This window comes from Mesorhizobium sp. M6A.T.Cr.TU.014.01.1.1 (assembly GCF_004022765.1).
GTDB classification, from domain to species: domain Bacteria; phylum Pseudomonadota; class Alphaproteobacteria; order Rhizobiales; family Rhizobiaceae; genus Mesorhizobium; species Mesorhizobium mediterraneum.
This window is the reverse complement of sequence record NZ_RZPG01000001.1, coordinates 277790-295862: the sequence shown is the minus strand read 5'-3', so window position 1 is coordinate 295862 and position 18073 is coordinate 277790. Positions and strand designations below refer to the sequence as shown.

The window sequence follows — 18073 nt, the reverse complement described above, 5'->3', positions numbered from 1 at the left end:
CACCATAGAGAAAATACTTGAAGACGATTATCGTTCAGCCGACGATTCCGACTTATCGGGTAGGCTTCTTCAGCCGTCTCGCGGCAAGGTTTGGTCCTGAGTTTGCCGTCTACGGCTCGATTGGGGACATGGGCGTATTGAGCCAGAGCCCATCTTCTCCCACGTGGGAAAGGCGGCTCGGAAAATCACGCCAGCTTCTCCCCGGGCTGTTATGGCAGCAAGGTGTGCTGTCTATTCCCATTTCGCGGGGTGATGTTGTGGTGGTCTCGGGCGCCCCCCGCTATCTGTCCAATATTGCTTTGCTGTTGAAGGCCCGATTGAGGGGGGCGAAAACGATCTGGTGGGGACACTTTTGGTCCTCGACCAGCCGCGCTTGGCGCGCATCGATACGATTGATCTTGATGAAGTTGGCAGACGGGATCCTCTTCTACACTGATAAAGAGGTCGAAGGATATTTCGCGACCAAGCCATCTGGCCGCCAGCTTGTCTCGGCCATCAACAATGGCCTTGAAACGGAAGAAATTGTTCGACTTCGTGCGCCGTATGCCATTTCCTCGCGCCAACGCGACCTTCTGTTCATCGGCCGTATTACCCCTAAAGCTGAGCTTGGATTCCTGCTGGAAGCGCTAGCGCTTTCGGTGTGCGCGAACATTCAGCTCGACGTGATCGGATCCGGCGACAGTGAAGATCAGCTACGCCAGCGCTGTATTGCGCTGGGTATCGCGAACCGTGTAGTTTGGCACGGTGGCATAACAGAGGAAAAACGCATTGCCGACGTTGCGAATTCTTGTAAGGCTTTCGTCTACCCGGGTGGCGTTGGCCTCAGTCTAATCCATGGCCTTGCCTATGGTCTGCCTGCCATTGTCCACGACAATTGGCGGGAGCATATGCCGGAGATTGCTGCACTAAAGAATGATGAAAATGGCACTACCTTTCGCGACAGGGACGTCAACTCCCTTGGAATGGCCATCGCCTCATTGCTCACAGACGCCGCACGGCTTGATGCAATGTCGACTGCGTCTATCGATACGACCGCACAATCCTTCAACGCGGTCGATATGTCCGAACGCTTCTACGCAATGGTGGAAGCAGTACGCAACGAAGGGAAGCATTTCACTAACTCGTCCCATCAGGTTACGTCATGAAAGTGGCCATGGTGGCTGCTAGCCTTTCTCGGAACGGCGCTGGCGTCTCGGCAGCAGTGGAGGCATTATCGTTCAACGTCGAAAGGCACGGCATGGACGTGCATGTTTTCGGTCTGGACGACGCCGCCTGGTTAGCGGGAGAGAACGATAGTTGGAGAGGAGCCCCATTCTCCACTTTTCGTGTTTTTGGCCCCCGGCCGTTGGGCTTTGCGCCGGACATGGTGCGCAGCCTAATAGACTGGACTCCTGACATTGTTCATGTTCACGGTATTTGGATGCACCCTTCCCGTAGTGTGCTGCAATGGGCTCGGCTTACGAGAAGACCTTATCTGATATCCCCGCATGGCATGCTCGATCCTTGGGCAGTGAGGAATTCTGCCCTGAAGAAACGTCTTGCGGGTATTCTTTATGAGCGGGCGCATCTGAACGGCGCGGCCGCGTTCCACGCTCTGTGTGAACCCGAGTCGGACGCGATCCGCAGTTTCGGCCTGGGCAATCCGATTCACATTATTCCGAACGGCATAGAGATGCCGAATGACGGCCCAGTTTTGCCGTCCCCCTGGAGCGGCCAATTTCCCCCGGCTGCAAAGGTAATGCTGTTTCTAGGGCGCTTACATCCCAAGAAGAATCTTCCTGCGCTGTTGAAGGCGTGGAAGGTTGGAGCCCGAAAAACTCGGGGCCAGTGGAGGCTCGTGATTGCAGGTTGGGACCAACAAGGACATGAACAAGAGCTACAAAACTTGCGATCCCACCTCGGGCTTGAAGGGGAGGTTGTATTTCTTGGCCCCTTGTTCGCTGAGGCTAAGGAGGCCGCGTTCCGAAATGCCAGCGCGTTTGTCCTTCCTTCTCTCAGCGAAGGGCTACCGGTAACCATACTTGAGGCGTTGTCCTTCGGCGTGCCAGTCTTGATGACCGATGCATGCAATCTGGCGGAAGTGTTTGCAGCGGGCGCGGCACATCGTCTGAATTTGGCCCCTGACGCCATGTCGGAAGATCTCTCACACTTTTTGTCCTTGGACGATATCGCTTTGCTGTCGATGGGTAGAAAAGGCCAGCAGCTAGCTTCCCACAACTATCGATGGACGCACATCGCAGAACATTTTATTGATGTGTACACCAATCTGTATGAGCATTCCAAAAGCTCAGATTATCATGTCCCGATTGGAGCGCAGCCATAATGTTTAAAGCAGTAAAACGAATCGCGCGTAGTATTCTATGGCCACCCATGCATGAAGTGGATTTTCGTGGCCAGATGATTTTTTTAGGCAATGAATACGGCGGTTGGCCGCTACTCTGTGACTGCGTAGATAAAGGTAGCGTTATCTATTCGTTTGGTATTGGCGAGGATATTAGTTTTGATCGGGCCGTGATCGAAAGATACGGATGCCGTGTGTTTGGCTTTGACCCAACGCCAAAGAGTCGAGCATGGCTCGACATGCAGAACCTGCCAAACGAGTTTGTATTCCACCCGATAGGTATTGCTGCGAAGGACGGTGAAGCTGAATTTTTTCCGCCTCCCGTCGAAGGACATGTTTCTTTTTCTGTGACACCGCAACGCAAGGGAAGCCACGGCTCCTCGGTAAAGGCTCCGGTTTTGCGCCTGGAATCGATTATGTCGCAGATTGGTCTTCCCGAACCCACCATACTCAAGATGGACATCGAGGGATTTGAGTATGATGTGATTAGTGACATCCTGGCCGGACCGGTGCGACCTCTCCAACTTCTCATAGAATTTCACCATGGCATGTATGATGGATTCGGAGCGGAAAGAACCATGGGCGCAGTAGATGCTCTCCGCGCCGCTGGCTACCGTCTATTTTACACGTCCCGCACCGGCCGAGAATATGCCTTCGTTCGGTCGCTCCTATAAGAGAGCATCCAAAGAGGTGGATTCAAATACCAGAACCTTCTCGACGGACAATTTTTCATTGGTAGAGACCGGTCTCATATGGTCTGAGGGACATTGGTGACTGACGAGAAGCAGGTTGATGTTGCGGCCAACCGCCAGGCCCGGAAATGGTCTCGCAAAGCTCTTGCTGGCCGTATGCTGTGGGCACTTATGCACCCCTTCTTTGCCTTCAGCCCACGGCCACTATGGGGCTGGCGACGTCTCCTTTTGCGTCTGTCTGGTGCTCGTATCGGGCGCGAGGTGCATATATATCCAAGCGTGCGGGTCACGATCCCTTGGAATCTGACAGTTGGTGAACAATCTGCAATTGGAGCGCGTGCGATCCTCTATTGTCTCGGGCCTATCAACATCGCCGAGCGCGTCACGATCTCGCAGGGCGCGCATCTATGCGCTGGGACGCACGACTACCGTGATCCTTCTATGCCATTAATCAAGTTGCCCATCGTCATTGAACAGGATTCTTGGGTTTGCGCCGACGCCTTCGTTGGACCAGGTGTGACTATCGGTCTTCGTGCAATTGTCGGAGCGCGTGCTGTGATTATGTCGGATGTAGATGCGGAGGCCGTTATGGTAGGTAATCCAGCGAAGCTTCTTCGTTGGAGGACGGAAGTAGAGCCATAGCGTTTCTGGCACTGACGCAGGCTGTGGTTCCAGTGGATCAATCATTGCCTTGTGCACCGCTTTTATCGTACTGGCAGATAGCGCAGAGCTTGCCACCTTTCTTTGCTCAGACCAGCATAGCGGGTCTTTGGGTTTGAGAGCGGTAGTGGACGTGGCTAGTGATCGCTGTCTCCAGAATGCTAATCAATCAGGCGAGACGTAGCTCGACATGTCCGATGTCCATGCCATAATCCTGACATTCAACGAGGAACAGCACATCGCGCGGTGTATCCAAAGCCTCCAGGGCCAATGCACGAGCGTCACGTTGATCGACAGCGGATCGACTGATCGCACGGTCGAGATCGCGAGGGGGCTTGGGGCTGAGGTTCTGGTCAACCCTTTCGTAACGCATGCGGCACAAGTGAACTTTGGCATAAATGCGCTGGTTTCGCGGGGCGGGTGGTTGTTCCGCATCGACGCCGACGAAGTGCTTGAACCCGAACCCCGGCGGTCCCTCGCTGACCACGCGGCGCGATCAGGCCAAGGCACGAACGGGTTCGTCGTCTCGCGACGGATCTATTTTCTCGGGCGCCGCATTCGCTGGGGTGGGATTGAACCCAACTGGCAGCTACGACTGTGGCGAAATGGAAAAGGGCGCTGCGAAGACCGCTGGATGGATGAGCATGTCCAAGTCGATGGGACGGTCGAGCACTCTGGGATTGTTATATCCGACATCAATCTAAATTCGGTCACTTGGTGGACTTCCAAGCACAATTCGTATGCTTCACGCGAAGCGATTGAAATCCTCAACGACCGCCATCACTTCATGCCTAGGCATGCGCTCTGGGATGGCCACCTGGCTACCCAAGCCACATCCCGTCGTTTTCTCAAAGAAGAGGTCTATGGCCGAGTGCCAAGAGGGCTGCGCGCGCTCCTCTATCTCGTCTATCGCTATCTCTTTCGCCTTGGTTTCCTCGATGGCCTGCCGGGCTGGTATTTCCACGTGCTGCAAGGGTTCTGGTACCGCACGCTGGTCGACGCAAAGGTATCCGAAATTGAGAACCGCGCGCGCGAATTGAACATGCCTGTCGCAAAGGCAATCCATGATCGCACAGGTATAGATCCCCTGGCGGTTGCGCACATCCCAGGAAACAGCGATGCGAACATCGGCGCGTCGGTTGCGGGGGCCGATTGATGCACAGACTAATCTCGGCCCTGTCTCTGCTCGCCTTTATATCGGTAGCTTCTGATAGCGGCGTGGCGCAGGAGGCTACGGATCTCGACTGGAATCACATTCCCCACCTTTCCATGGGGGGCGATCTCAGGTTCTTCTGGAACGTGGCCGACGGCTCGAAAGGTGACACGGCGCGCAATGCCCAGGCACGGGGTTTCGGACCAGTGACGCTGGTAGGCACCTATGCAGACTATCCGGGCGGACAGCGCGAGAACATCAGCACCACCATCGGGGCTGGCTATGACAATCCGTGGGGAAAGCCCCCATTCTTCGAACGAATCGTCAGGCGCAACATCGACCTCACCCCTCCGAACGGAATCTACGTCCACGATATCGAACTCCCCTTCGAGGAGGACGCACAGCGCGCATGGCAGAAGCCGGCGGTACGCAGCGCTTCTGGCATTACGTCGCAGGGGGATTTCGAGGAAGCCTATTTTCGGAAATGGGCGGAATGGTTCTGGCTACCATTGCAATGGACCAAGGAGCGCTATCGGGGCGTCCGCGTCGGCCTCTATGGCCCGCAGCCCTTCCGACGGGACTTCTGGGGCATTGCGGGCAAGAATGCAGAGCAAATCGACGGCACGCACAAGTCCGATTGGCGATTGTGGAAATATATCGACCAGTACGTCGATTTCTATATTGCCAGCATCTACGTGTTCTATGACAATCCCGACTCCGTCTTCTACATGGCAGCGAATATCGAGGAGAACTACCTCCGCACCCTGCGCATGGGCGACAGACCACTTTACGCTTACACCTGGCTGCGTTTCCATAACTCCAATGAGAAACTTGAGGGGAAGGAACTGCCATCCTGGTTGGTGGAGGCGATGGCCATAGTCCCCTATTTCAGCGGCGCGAAGGGCGTCGTTCTTTGGGGCTGGGAGCCCCAACTTAAGACCGGCATGCAACTGCCTTATCAACAACTTCCTCAATTTGTGCGGTCGCTGAGGAGAGTCTCTGCCCTTTCGGAAAAGATCTCACGGGGCAGACTGCTGATCGACCGGCCTGCCCAAACCCTATGGAAGGCGCATCAGCCACTGATACGCACAGTCGTGATCGGCAAAAACGAGTGCGTCATAATGGCGATTGACCCTTGGCAACAGGACAATGCACGAATGACGCATTCCGTTCGATGCGGCGAAATCAATGCTCCTATCGTGATCGAAGGGCGCCAAACGACTCTAGCCCTCCTAAACAAACAGGGGCTGCAAACGTATTGAAAGGATGTCCCTGCCTTATCCTTGTTGTGCGAGCTTCCTTGAGACGGTACAACTGAAATGTCTCTCTCTCTAACCGCATACACCCTGCAGCGGGCTGGCTTGGTGGCTCTTGGGCGCCTGCCTTTCGCCCCGCGCGTGGCCATTCAATCAGGAGGGTGCGGCTTTTTTGGGGATCTATTCATTGCGTTGAATGGCCTCCGCTTCGCGGAGTTGCATAATCTTGTAGCTGAAGTTGTTTGGGGTCCAAAGTCCCTATACTTTGACGCTTCCGCCGGACCGAACGCTTGGACATACTACTTCCGTGAGAGCCGGTTTTCTTTCGGCCGCCCTGGACGGACTTATTGGTCACTGCCGTTCCGGGCCGGTGCCCAGGAATTTCATCGGTATAACGGCCTGTCCACTCGCGCTTCTGTGCATCGCGCAATTGAACGTTTCTGTGTACTACGGCCGGAACTCGCAGCTGAGGTCGACACCTTCGTCAACGCTGAATTCGTCCCTGGCCGCACTCTTGGAGTCCATGTTCGGCTAACTGATGCAGCAGCGGGTCGTGAGAATCGCAGAGTTCTCAGCCTCGATCATTTTATTGACGCGACGCGAGATTGCCTTCATTCAGGTGAAGCGGAACGCATCTTTCTTGCGTCTGACGAGCAGCGTACTATCGACCGTTACATCGCCGAGTTCGGAGACCGAGTTGTATTTTCGCCTGCGCTACGCTCCGTTGACGGCACTTCGATTCACGGCCATTACGACGGCGGGGTTGCGGGGAGCTCATTCGGCAAAGGTCGTGACGTACTGGTTGACGCCCTCCTTCTTGCACAGTGTAATCATTTGATTCGCTCGCATTCACGTGTGACCTGTTTCTCACTTTGCGCGAATGCAACACTTTCCTTCACTGACCTGGATCTCAAGCATTTCGGAAGCAGCCAGACTCCTTGGCTCCACCGCGTTTGATGTCGCTGTGTGACAGCAAGCTGCCTGCCGAGGGTCGTCTCAGCTCGGCAACAAATTTCTGCTGCAAGAGCGTGTAGCTTCGCCGCCTGTGTCATGCCGGCGGATAGCCAGGGTCAACTGCTCGATCCGGTCGGCCTCGGTCCCCCGTGAAATCGGGGCGGCGTCCACGCTTCGTCTTCGGACGAGATGGCCGCATAAAACGGCCCGGCGAGATACGCGCAGCACTCCTTGCATTGTTGAGATTGAACGTTTTAAAAAGCGTCGCCCATTGACCACGGTTAACAGTGTGGGAATCGTTGCGGACGGCGCCTCAGGTTTAAGCTAGCGTCATCGGACAAACAGGAACTTGTATTGGGGATTAGCGCTGGCACAGCTTCGAAAGCGTCGATGCGGTGCTACGAGGCCCCAGAACTTTTGAGCGCGAGAGCCCAATGACCGAGCGGATCGTCAGTTTTGTCATGAGTGGCGGCGTTGGCTCACGGTTGTGGCCGCTGTCGCGCGAGGACAATCCCAAGCAGTTCCACGATTTTTCGGGCGATGGCTCGATGCTGGTCAAAACTTTGCACCGGCTTACGGCGCGGCCGGATGGAGAAACGCCGATTTTCCTGATTGCCTCGGAGCGGCACGCCGACCGCGTCCATGCCGACCTCGCCGGCCTCGACCTTTCGGGTGGCGGCCCCTTATTCGAGCCGACCGGCCGCAACACTGCCGCCGCAGTTGCTTTGGCGACCCTGCGCACCTTGTCCGAATATGGCGACAGCCTGGTGCTGGTGGTGCCGTCCGATCATGAGATCACGACCGCACAGCAATTCTGGCGGAGCGTGGAAAACGGCGCCGGCGCTGCGCGTGCCGGCCGGCTGGTGGTGTTCGGCATCAAGCCCGGCCACCCCGAAACCGGTTACGGCTATATCGAGATCGCTGGCGAGACCGATGGCATCTGCGATGTCTCGCGTTTCGTAGAGAAACCGGACCTCGCGACCGCGCAGAATTACCTGGCGGCGGGCAACTTCTACTGGAACACCGGCATCTTCCTGTTTCGCGCCAGCGCCATGCGGGACGCCTTCACGGCTTTTGCGCCTGAGATCTGGAAGGCCACTGAGATCGCCTACCAGGCGGCGACGTCAGATCTTTCCGGCCTCTATATGCCTCTGGAACTCTACGCCGCCATTCCGTCGACGTCGATCGACTATGCGGTCATGGAGCGCGCCAGCCACATCGCCATGGTGCCGGCCGGCTTCCGCTGGAACGATCTCGGTTCCTGGCAATCACTGCTCGATGTCGGTCCCTCCGACGAAGAGGGCAACGTCATCGTCGGCGATGTCGTCGCCATCGACTGCGAGAACTCCTACATCCGCAGCGACAGTCGCTTGCTATCGGCCATCGGCCTGAAGGATGTTGCCATCGTCTCGACCGCCGATGCCACCTTCGTCGCGCCGGTCAGCCGCAGCCAGAACGTCAAGAAGATCGTCGAGCAGCTCGAAAAGAGCGGTCGGCTGGAAACCAGGTTCACGCCAGCCGATGACCGCGTGATCGAAAGCGGCGCTTGGCGGCGCCGCGTTCACCACTGGCTGTTTGAAGAGACGGTGCCGCTATGGTCCACGGTCGGTGTCGACGAGCGCCATGGCGGTTTCCACGAGGCACTCGGCTTTGACGCCACACCGCTGATGAAGCCTAAGCGCATGCGCACCATGGCCAGGCAAGTCTACGCCTTCGCTGTCGCCAAGGCGCGCGGCTGGGATGGGCCCGCCGACAGGTTGATCAGCCACGGCATCGAATTCATGAACAGGAACGGCCGCACCGACAATGGCGGCTGGGTGCGCACGCTTAATGTCGATGGCACGGTCGCCGATGCCACAGAGGATGCCTACGATCATTCCTGCGTGCTCCTTGCGCTGGCGCATGCCCATATGGTCGGCAATGCCGATGCATTGCGGCTTGGCGAAGAAACGTTTTCGTTTCTCGACGCGCATCTCGAGGATCACCGCATGACCGGCTTTCTCGAAACGTCGAGTGGCGCGGGCGAACGCCGCTCCAACCCACACATGCATCTGCTCGAGGCTTTCCTGGCCTGGCATCAAGCGACCGGCGATCTCGCCTATCTTCGCCGCGCCGCGCGCATCGTCGATCTGTTTCGCAGCCATTTCTTCGATCCGGAAAGCTGGACGTTGGGCGAATATTTCGACGCCGAGTGGAGCCCGGCGGAGGGCGAGAAAGGCGGATGGACGGAACCCGGCCACCATTTCGAATGGGCTTCGCTGCTGGTCGACTTCGCAGGGCGCACCGGCCAGAGCGAACTAACCAGCTTTGCCAGAAAGCTCTATGCCTCGGCCATCGCCAACGGCCTCAATCGCGCCACCGGCCTCGCCTATGGCGCCGTCTCGCGGCAAGGCCTGCCGCTCGACCTTGTCTCGCGCAGTTGGCCGCAGGCCGAAGCAATCAAAGCAGCGATTGCACTGGACGGTTCGGGCGGTCCCGACCTCAAGCCGGAGATCGAAGCACGTGTCGGTCGCCTGTTCCGTTGGCACATCAATCCGGCGCCGCTCGGCCTGTGGATAGACCGCATCGACGAGCGGGGCCGCTCGCTGGCGAGCGATGTACCGGCAAGCATCTTCTACCATCTGGTCTGTGCGCTGACCCAGTATCTCGACAGCACGGTCGGCGAATCTCGGTAGAGCGATTGACGGAGAGACGCGTGCTTGGCCACGGCGGGAGTGAGAATTTTTGTCGTTCAAGAAAATAGGCTTGCTGGCACTCCTTGCCTTGGCGTTTGCGATTGGCTTCTTTGCCATCATCGTGAAAAAAGGGACGCCTGTTCGTTCGCAACCCCCTAGGCCGCAAGCGGCGCTTGAGCCGTTTGATGGCAAGCTTTCCATCCAGGCGGTCGATGATCTTCGCGTCGGCGGCCGCAAGATTGTGTTGTGCGGCGTGGCGTTTACCAAGCCGCGATCTATGCGTGCGATGGTAACCGAGGCGGCGCGCCGGGATTACCAAGGGCTCGCCCTGACCTGCAAACCGGTCGGCACGGGGACGCCTTGCGACGGCAATGTCGCCTCAAAGTTTGGTGATGCCATCGTTGTGCAATGCCTCACGTCCGATGGCACGGATTTGGCGGCGAAGCTTGCCGAGAACGGCATCTTGTGCGGTCAGCCTGCGCAGGCAGGTCCGATCTACAAATCTTGCTTGTCGGGTTCGTAGCTCACGGGTTCCCTAACTGCCCCTCGCATTCCCATGGATCGCGACTGTCATAAAACGAAAGGCAGGATGTGCGATAACGCCCCCAAGTCAAACAGAGTCGACTCATAATCCCTGTACGAAGCACGGCGCGATTGGCGGTCATCAGGGCCCAAGAAATAGACCTGACTTTCCGACAATTTCCAGATGGGCCGGCGCTAGAATGCTAAATTCAAATCTGCCACGTGAGTGTGTCCGATGAAACACAGCGGAACCAAAAAGTCATCTCGCACCTGCGAAGCAGGTTGGAATCAAAGCAAAAAGCTGTTACGCGCTTGTTCAATACCTTGGTACTTGGGCGGGACGAGGTACGGCGGGAAAAAAGGATCGAAACGAATGAACCTTACTGTAAAAATTGCGTTGGCCGGATTTGTCGCCTCAATCGGCTCCGGCTCGGTTTCGTCTTTCGCTCAGGACACGCCATGCACCTGTACGACCCCTTACCAGGGAGCGGCGAATTCGATTGGTTCCATCGGGCACGCCAATGGTGACGTAATGGTTTCGCAAGCCGCCGGCTATGGCCCGGCCAAAGCGGGAAATGCGCTGGATTTCGGCAGCCGCGTAGTGGTCGGAGCCAAGGGGTCGGCTTCCGTCAAGGTCGGTGGCTGCAACCTGGATGTGCCGGCTAATTCAAGCCTCGACATTTCTCGTGTCGAGAACAATATCTGCCTGAAAGTTGTGGGCTCTGAGCAGACGGCAGCCGCCGTTAGCTCTGAGTATACGGGTCAGATTCCCCCGGGCGGCAACCGGTCCAACACTCCGCTATTCATTTTCGGTGGTATGGCTGCCGCCGCCGGTATTCTGGCCGCAACGCAGGATGACGACGACGGCGTGAGCCGTTAGGCGCAACAGGACAATCGCAGCAAAGGCATGTCACTGCCTCTGCTGCGATTGTATCGCCGGTGCCCTCTGTGCCTTGGGCTTAGCGCGCCGGCTGGAGCCGGGGTATTGATGAAACTCTTCAACCATACCGCTCTATTGCTTGAGTTGGAGCTGGGTGCGGTTCGTCTTGGGCGAACTCGCACCGTGACAGGTGGCGCGGCAACGCTGATCATTCGCTTGCACGATGACGGCAGCGCCGTCGGCGAATAGCTTGAATCTGGCAGCTAAAGCATTGCATGAATTTGATAAATGCGTCATTCGCTATCGTGCGGGTGGCGCATTTACCTTTTATTCGGGAGAAGTCGTCACGTTGCTTCAGTGCGGCCACAAACGCCTATGATCGACCTGCATTCCCACATCTTGCCCGGTCTTGATGACGGCTCGCCCAGTCTTGCTGAATCGCTGGAAATGGCGCGGCTGGCGGTGGCCGATGGAACGACCCATATGGCGTGTACGCCGCATATCGTGCCAGGCATGTATGAAAACGGATCGGCAAATATTGCCCGAGCGGTTCAAGAGTTCGAGCAGGCGCTATGCCACGCGGCAATACCGCTTGCTCTTTATGTTGGCGCCGACGTGCATATAGCGCCGGATCTTCCGGAGCAATTGGCGCTAGGTAGCGTGCCGACCTTGAACAGATCTCGTTATTTTCTATTCGAACCGCCGCATCACGTTCTACCGCCAAGGCTGGAAGATCTGGCTCTGCGCCTCATAAACGCCGGGTTCATTCCGATTCTTACCCATCCTGAGCGGTTAACCTGGATCAAAGCAAATTACGATATTGTCGAGAGGTTGAATGCAATCGGCTGCCTTGTTCAGCTTACGGCAGACTCGATTGCTGGTGCTTTTGGACGCACGGCACTTTACTATTCGGAAAAGCTGATTGACGAGGGCAGGGTAGATATTATCGCATCGGACACCCATGGCGCTACCCGCCGGCCGCCTGGGCTTTCGCAGGCCGTCGCCGCGGCGGCGAAGCGATGTGGGGAAGATGAGGCCCGCAACATGGTGTTGAAACGTCCAGGCGAAATATTGGCGAACCGGCCGCTCGATCCGGTCGGAAAGGCGCGGTCGAAAAAGCCAAGCCCCGGCAACGCCGGTCGCTTTGCAGGATTGGGTCGCTTGTTGAAGGGTGGGACAGCGTAATGGACGTTTTTCATTTCGCAAAAAGCTATACAGGCACGATATGTGTCTTGCTCGCTTCGCTCTCTATGTGCGCCTGCCCCAGCGCCTCGTCGACGGCATCGTCTTCGCCGACTTCGGTCGATGCTCTGCAACTGACGGCATCGTCGGCGCCGCTCTCGGGCGGCGGCGCCCTTCAGGTCGTAAAGGAACTGCCTGCGCCGCAGAACTCCCAGAACGGCAACGAGCAGCCTTTGTCGCCGAACGATGTGCTCGAGGTGAATGTGTTCCAGGTCGACAATCTCAACAGAACCGTGCAAGTCGACGCCGGCGGGCAAATTTCGCTTCCACTTATCGGAACCGTCACCGCGGCAGGGAAAACCGTCCGTCAGTTGGAGCAGGAAATCGAGACGGCCTACGGCGCCAACTATCTGCAGTCGCCCGATGTGTCGGTCTACATCAAGGAATCGATCGGACAGCGCGTTACCGTCGATGGCGAAGTCACCAGGGCCGGAATCTTTCCGGTGTCGAGCAATTCTTCCCTCATCGACGCGGTGGCCCTTGCCGGAGGGTTCAATGCCGTCGGCGACGCAAAAAAGGTGTTTGTCTACCGCAATATCGGCCCAAACACATTGGTCGCAAATTACGATGTGGAACAGATTCGCGCCGGCAAGAGCCGCAATCCACGTATCTATGGTGGCGACAAGATTGTCGTCTTCGCCTCGAAATCGAAAATTGCGATGAACAATCTCAAGGACGCTCTCGGAGTTGCATCAAGTGCGGCGAGACTTGCGGTGGTCCCCGGATTGTAAAGCACGGCCGGTCAAAATTAAGCCCAGAGACAAACCGAAGGTTGTCACGCAATGCTCGACCGTAACAGACAGCATCAAATTGCAGGCCCAGGGCATGGCCAAGCCTTGTCTGCCGACCTGTATTATGACGGTGCGCAAAACTATAGCCCGTATGGCCGCGATTACGCAGAGCAGGACGAGGGCTTCAATCCACTCAAACTGGTTTTTTACGCTGTCCAGTATCGGTGGCTGATCGTCATGATGGCTGCGGCCGGGCTTGTCGCCGGCATCGTCGTTACCATGATGCAGACGCCAAAATATCGGGCAACAGCGCAACTGGAAGTGCTGGTTCCGTCGGCCAAGGTCTTCCAGGACATTGAAGTGGTCTCTGAAGCCGGCGACGAGTATCGGGTCTTTCTAACCGCCCGGGAAAAGCTGAAAAGCCGGGCTTTGGCGCAGCGCGTGGTGTTCCAGCTAGGGCTTAGCGAAAAGCCGGATTTCCTGTTTCCGACCCCGAACTTCTCGCCTAGCAATATTTTCTATCGTGCGTTCGGAATTTCCAAATCGCCTGCCATTGAAGAGACCACCCCGGAGGAACGTGAGCAGATTGCAATCGGTCGCGTTCGAGGTGACCTCACAGTCGATTTGGTCCCCAACACCAGCCTGCTGTCGATTACGTTTGCCGATCAGAAACCGAAATATGCGACTGATATAGCCAACCAGGTCGCGCAAAGCTTTATCGACCAGCGCCTCGATCAGACCAGCGAGACTTCCGACCTGGCACGGCAGTTTATCCAGGAACAGGTTTCGGTCGTAAAGCAAAAGCTTCAGAAGTCCGAGGAGGAACTCGTCGCTTATGCAAAGGACGCAGGCATCACGATAACCGGCGACGAGAAATCGTTGATAGGGTCGAATATCGAGACTCTGAACTCCGCGCTTGCGACAGCAATCCAGGAACGTCTCGATGCCGGGCGGATGGTGGACCAGATAGACAAAGGTCGCGGGGCGAGCCTCGGCCCCGTCCTGGAGAGCGAAGGTCTGCAGAAGATCACCGAGAAGCTGTCGGATTTGACCAGCCAGTATCAGCAGAAGCTAGGCATATTGAAGCCTGGCTTCCCAGAGATGCAGCAGCTCCAGGCGCAGATCAAGGAGCTGCAACGACTTTATGACAACGGCGTTTTGACTATAACCGACTCGCTGCGTCAGAAATACCAGGAGGCCCAGAACAAGGAGGCCGACCTCAAGTCAAAACTTGCCGAGATGGAGATGCAGCAGGTCATCTTCAACGATAAAAACATCAAGTACACGATCTTGAAGCGAGAAGTTGATTCTAACCGCTCCCAGTATGACAATCTTATTGCCAAGCTGAACGAGGTTGGCGTGAGCTCAGAGCTCAAGTCACAAACCGCCGCAGTCGTTGATTTCGCAACACAGCCTGGCAGCCCGTATTCTCCGCGATTGACCATCAACCTTGGCGTCGCTCTGTTTCTTTTCATGGCTCTGAGCGCAGCAATTATCTATATCATCGAGTTGTTGAACAACACCTTCACCAATCCTGAGCAGGTCGAAAAGGAACTGGGATTGGCGATGCTCGGCATCCTGCCGCTTGTCGATGACCGGGAACTCATAGCGAGCGTCGCCGATCAGAAATCAGGACTGTCCGAAGCCTACCGTTCGCTTCGAACGTCATTGCAGTTCTCCGGCGCCGAAGGTGCGCCGCGCTCGCTGCTGGTCACGAGTTCGGAACCCTCGGAAGGCAAGTCGACCACGGCGTTCAAGCTCGGGCAGGATTTTGCCGCACTCGGTGCAAGGGTTCTCATTGTCGACGGCGATCTGCGAAAGCCCAATCTTCACCGGCTGTTTGGCCTCGACAACACGATCGGACTGAGCAATCTCCTGACGAACACTGTCCGCAAAGAAGATCTGGCAAGCATCTTCAGGGCGACGAAATATCCTAATGTGACCGTTCTGACCTCTGGAACAATCCCGCCGAACCCGGCTGACCTGCTCTCTTCGCCGAAGATGGCGCTGATCGTCACCAATCTCGGCAAGCGCTTCGATCTTGTCATAATCGATGCCCCACCGATCGTCGGACTTTCAGATGCACCTATCCTCAGCCGGCTTGCCGAGGGCACATTGATGGTCGTCTCTACCAAGCAGGTGACGCGCAAGTCGGCGAAGACGGCGTTGAAGCGCCTGCGAGCTGCCGGCGCGAACGTGGTCGGAGCCGCGATGTCGAAGTTTGCGGTGAACAAGTTCGATTACAACTACGCCTACAAATATATGAACTATCAGTATTACGACTACGGCACCGGTACCGCGAAAATTGAGGGCAAAGTCGATGACGGAGCAGACCAGCCCGCTTATGCAAAATCTCCGGCGTTCAGGCGTTTGGTTCGTCGCATCCGTTCTGGTGTTGGCGGCTTCGTCGATCGGGCTAAGTCGATTTCTTGAAACCGAAACGCCAACCGTTTCCCTTGCGCTGGATCCGCTGAACGTCAATGCCCTGATAGGCGAAATTACCAACGACCTGAACGATACAAGCACCGCTCCCGATCTCGACGCATTGCTTGCCAAGGCCGAAAGCGCGCTTCGCTTTGACCTTGCGGACGCACGTCTCTACAGCCTGATCGGCGAGATCAAGTACCGACAGGGTGACAAAGTCCAAGCCTATGAATTTTTCGATCAGGCTCGAAATTTATCCAAGACTGAAATCCACGCGCTCCAGAGGTCGATCGGCCGCTCGATCGAAACAGGCGATCTGTCAAAGGCTGTTGGCGAGATCGACATTTTGCTGCGGCGATGGCCAGATCAATTTCCGGCGATCGCCGAGGGGCTGCCGACAATCCTCTCGAACCCCGATGGATACCAGGCTGTACTGGCGGCCATCAGGGCCGCGCCGCCCTGGAGAGCCAAGCTGTTGGTCGAGCTGGGCAAAACGCCCGACGGGCTTGATTTCGCAAATCGGCTGCTGCTCGATTTGATTGGGTCAAGCGTGCCACCAAACTCAAGCGAATTGTCCTATGTGATCTCCGGCCATATTCGACAGAAAGAATATGAACAAGCGTATCGGTTGTTTCTTTTCAGCCTGTCCGATCAAGAACGAAAACTGGGCGGGTACATTTTCAACAGCACCTTTGAACCGGTATCCAGCGGTAAGCCTTTTGACTGGCAGGTCGGCGATCAGTCGGGCCTGGAAGTTACGTTTCTATCATCTCAAGATGCGGTCGAAGGTGAGGGTGGAGCGACGGTCCGCTTCCTAAACACGCCCGTCAAGAACACAGCTCTTCAGCAATATATCGAACTGCCTCCAGGCTCCTATAAAATTTCTCTCGCTGCGTCTGCGAGAAACTTGAAGCTGCCAAAGGAGTTGTTCTGGTCGATCAGATGTGTGGGGCCGACCGGCGAAATAGCGCGTTTCAATATTCCGGAGGGTACATACAACCGCCAGGCGCTCAGTCAGGATTTTTCGGTTGGACCGGCTGGGTGCCCCATGCAATTATTGAAGCTGGAAACTGCCGCCATCGCCGAGAGCTGGCGCTTTCGATATGTCGGTACGTTGATAATGCACAAATTGAGCATCGAGAGACTTTCATCTTGAGCGACCGGCCATCGGAATGGGATAAATATCTCCTCGGATCGGTTCTGTTTATATCGCTGCTGTTCGGCGGTGGCACTGCAAACGGCCTCTATACGGACACGCTGATTGAGATCGCGGCAATTGTCTCGGCGGCGGCTGTCTTTTCACAGACCTCTGGCCAGAGGATCCCCCATTCTGTTCTGTGGCTGCTTATCTTCGCTGTGGCGTTGGTGATTTTGCAAATTGTCCCGCTGCCTGCGGCGATTTTCAGTGGATTGCGACCAGAGCTGTTGCTCGCAGATTCCGGGCTGGTTGGAGAAACTCGTTTTCGCTTCGTCAGCGTCGGAGTTGGACGGACGATTGAATGTCTGTTGTATCTGATGGCGGCGGCGGCATTTTTTTTGAGCGTATTGCGTTTGCGCGTCGAGCAGGTGCACGGGCTTCTGCCGTTCTTTTTTATGGGTGTTATCTGCAACGGCTTGGCAGGCGCGATTCAATATTCGCTGTCAGATGATATCGCCATAGAAGGATTGTTGCCCTTCACGATCAATGCCGGGCTTTTTGCCAATCAGAACCATTTCGCGGCTTTACTTTTTGTTTCTATTCCGTTCGTCGTTTATTATGGTCTGTTCCGAGGACATTTTTTGTCTGGATCGCTTGGGCTGGTGACGCTTTTGCTGCTCCTTTTGGCAGCCGGTTCGCGCGCCGGTGTTCTGATTGGGCTGGCGATCACCGTACTGTCCATCGTCTTTCTTTCAGCGCGTTCCAAGGTGAGTGGATTCGGCATCCTGCTGATTTTCATTGCGCTTTCGGTCTACACCATGGGCGCGTGGACAAAGATCGATGCCGAGGCGGTTGATCCGGATTTCGGGCGAGGAGAATTTGCGCGTACCACTGTCGAAGGAATCAAAGAGAATTGGGCTACTGGCGTTGGGTTTGGGAATTTTCAAAAGGCTTATCAGATATACGAAAAAGAAGAGATGATTTTTAAGCAATACGTCAATCATGCCCATAATGAGTATCTTGAAATAGCTTTCGAAGGCGGAGCTCTTGCTATTCTGCTGATGGTGCTTTATTTCGTAATTCTTCTGATAGCGTTTACTAGAATTCGCCGCGATCCTCTTCAAAAGGCGGCGTTTCTCTCCGTGTCCTTTCTTCTCATCCATTCACTGGTTGATTATCCGTTGCGGACCGAAGCGCTTGCAATGACGTTTGCCTTTATGAATGCAATCATCTTCCACAAAGGATTTGCGGACCGTTTGGCCCAGAAGAATGAATTGATCGAGATCGACCACAACGGAGACAAATTGTTCGTCCCGATCGAAACTTCGTCCCAACGCAAGCCAAGATTGACAAGCCGCCGCGCGAAACATAAGCACGAACGCGCGAGATATAAACACGAATAAGT

At 56.1% G+C, this 18073-nt stretch carries 14 protein-coding genes; all 14 read left to right on the top strand.

Going from position 1 to position 18073, the window contains the following annotated elements; all coding sequences use genetic code 11:
• Positions 1-17 precede the first annotated feature (17 nt).
• The 14 genes from EN885_RS01370 to EN885_RS01305 all read left to right on the top strand — a co-directional run bounded on the left by EN885_RS01370 (position 18) and on the right by EN885_RS01305 (position 18071).
• A complete protein-coding gene (locus EN885_RS01370; protein ID WP_128244054.1) occupies positions 18-1145 on the top strand; it encodes a glycosyltransferase family 4 protein in 1128 nt (375 codons plus the stop codon).
• A complete protein-coding gene (locus tag EN885_RS01365; RefSeq protein WP_128244055.1) occupies positions 1142-2323 on the top strand; it encodes a glycosyltransferase in 1182 nt (393 codons plus the stop codon). The genes EN885_RS01370 and EN885_RS01365 overlap by 4 nt, the downstream gene beginning before the upstream one ends.
• Positions 2323-3015 (top strand): FkbM family methyltransferase, encoded by a 693-nt coding sequence (locus EN885_RS01360; protein ID WP_128244056.1) that lies wholly within the window; start codon positions 2323-2325, stop codon positions 3013-3015. The genes EN885_RS01365 and EN885_RS01360 overlap by 1 nt, the downstream gene beginning before the upstream one ends.
• A gap of 868 nt (positions 3016-3883) precedes the next feature.
• Positions 3884-4849, top strand: a complete 966-nt coding sequence (locus EN885_RS01350; RefSeq protein ID WP_128244057.1) for a glycosyltransferase family 2 protein — start codon at positions 3884-3886, stop codon at positions 4847-4849.
• On the top strand, positions 4849-6108 hold the full coding sequence (locus tag EN885_RS01345) for a hypothetical protein (RefSeq protein WP_128244058.1): 1260 nt from the start codon (positions 4849-4851) through the stop codon (positions 6106-6108). Before EN885_RS01350 ends, EN885_RS01345 begins: the two co-directional genes overlap by 1 nt.
• Positions 6109-7490: 1382 nt before the next feature.
• A complete protein-coding gene (locus EN885_RS01340) occupies positions 7491-9731 on the top strand; it encodes an AGE family epimerase/isomerase (RefSeq protein ID WP_128244059.1) in 2241 nt (746 codons plus the stop codon).
• Positions 9732-9780: 49 nt separating this feature from the next.
• Positions 9781-10254 carry a hypothetical protein gene (locus EN885_RS01335; RefSeq protein WP_128244060.1) on the top strand — a complete coding sequence of 158 codons (474 nt, stop codon included), beginning with the start codon at positions 9781-9783 and terminating at the stop codon, positions 10252-10254.
• Between the two features lie 372 nt (positions 10255-10626).
• Complete coding sequence (locus EN885_RS01330; protein ID WP_128244061.1) at positions 10627-11133, top strand: hypothetical protein; 507 nt, start codon at positions 10627-10629, stop codon at positions 11131-11133.
• Positions 11134-11241: 108 nt separating this feature from the next.
• A complete protein-coding gene (locus EN885_RS33450; protein WP_164897749.1) occupies positions 11242-11382 on the top strand; it encodes a hypothetical protein in 141 nt (46 codons plus the stop codon).
• Between the two features lie 126 nt (positions 11383-11508).
• Positions 11509-12318 (top strand): CpsB/CapC family capsule biosynthesis tyrosine phosphatase, encoded by an 810-nt coding sequence (locus EN885_RS01325; protein ID WP_128244062.1) that lies wholly within the window; start codon positions 11509-11511, stop codon positions 12316-12318.
• On the top strand, positions 12318-13106 hold the full coding sequence (locus EN885_RS01320; protein ID WP_128335152.1) for a polysaccharide biosynthesis/export family protein: 789 nt from the start codon (positions 12318-12320) through the stop codon (positions 13104-13106). Before EN885_RS01325 ends, EN885_RS01320 begins: the two co-directional genes overlap by 1 nt.
• A 51-nt stretch (positions 13107-13157) precedes the next feature.
• Positions 13158-15539 carry a polysaccharide biosynthesis tyrosine autokinase gene (locus EN885_RS01315; protein WP_128244064.1) on the top strand — a complete coding sequence of 794 codons (2382 nt, stop codon included), beginning with the start codon at positions 13158-13160 and terminating at the stop codon, positions 15537-15539.
• Entirely contained in the window at positions 15427-16686 is a 1260-nt protein-coding gene (locus tag EN885_RS01310; RefSeq protein WP_164897748.1) for a hypothetical protein, read from the top strand. The genes EN885_RS01315 and EN885_RS01310 overlap by 113 nt, the downstream gene beginning before the upstream one ends.
• A complete protein-coding gene (locus tag EN885_RS01305; RefSeq protein ID WP_128244065.1) occupies positions 16683-18071 on the top strand; it encodes an O-antigen ligase family protein in 1389 nt (462 codons plus the stop codon). The genes EN885_RS01310 and EN885_RS01305 overlap by 4 nt, the downstream gene beginning before the upstream one ends.
• The last annotated feature ends 2 nt before the right edge of the window (positions 18072-18073 follow it).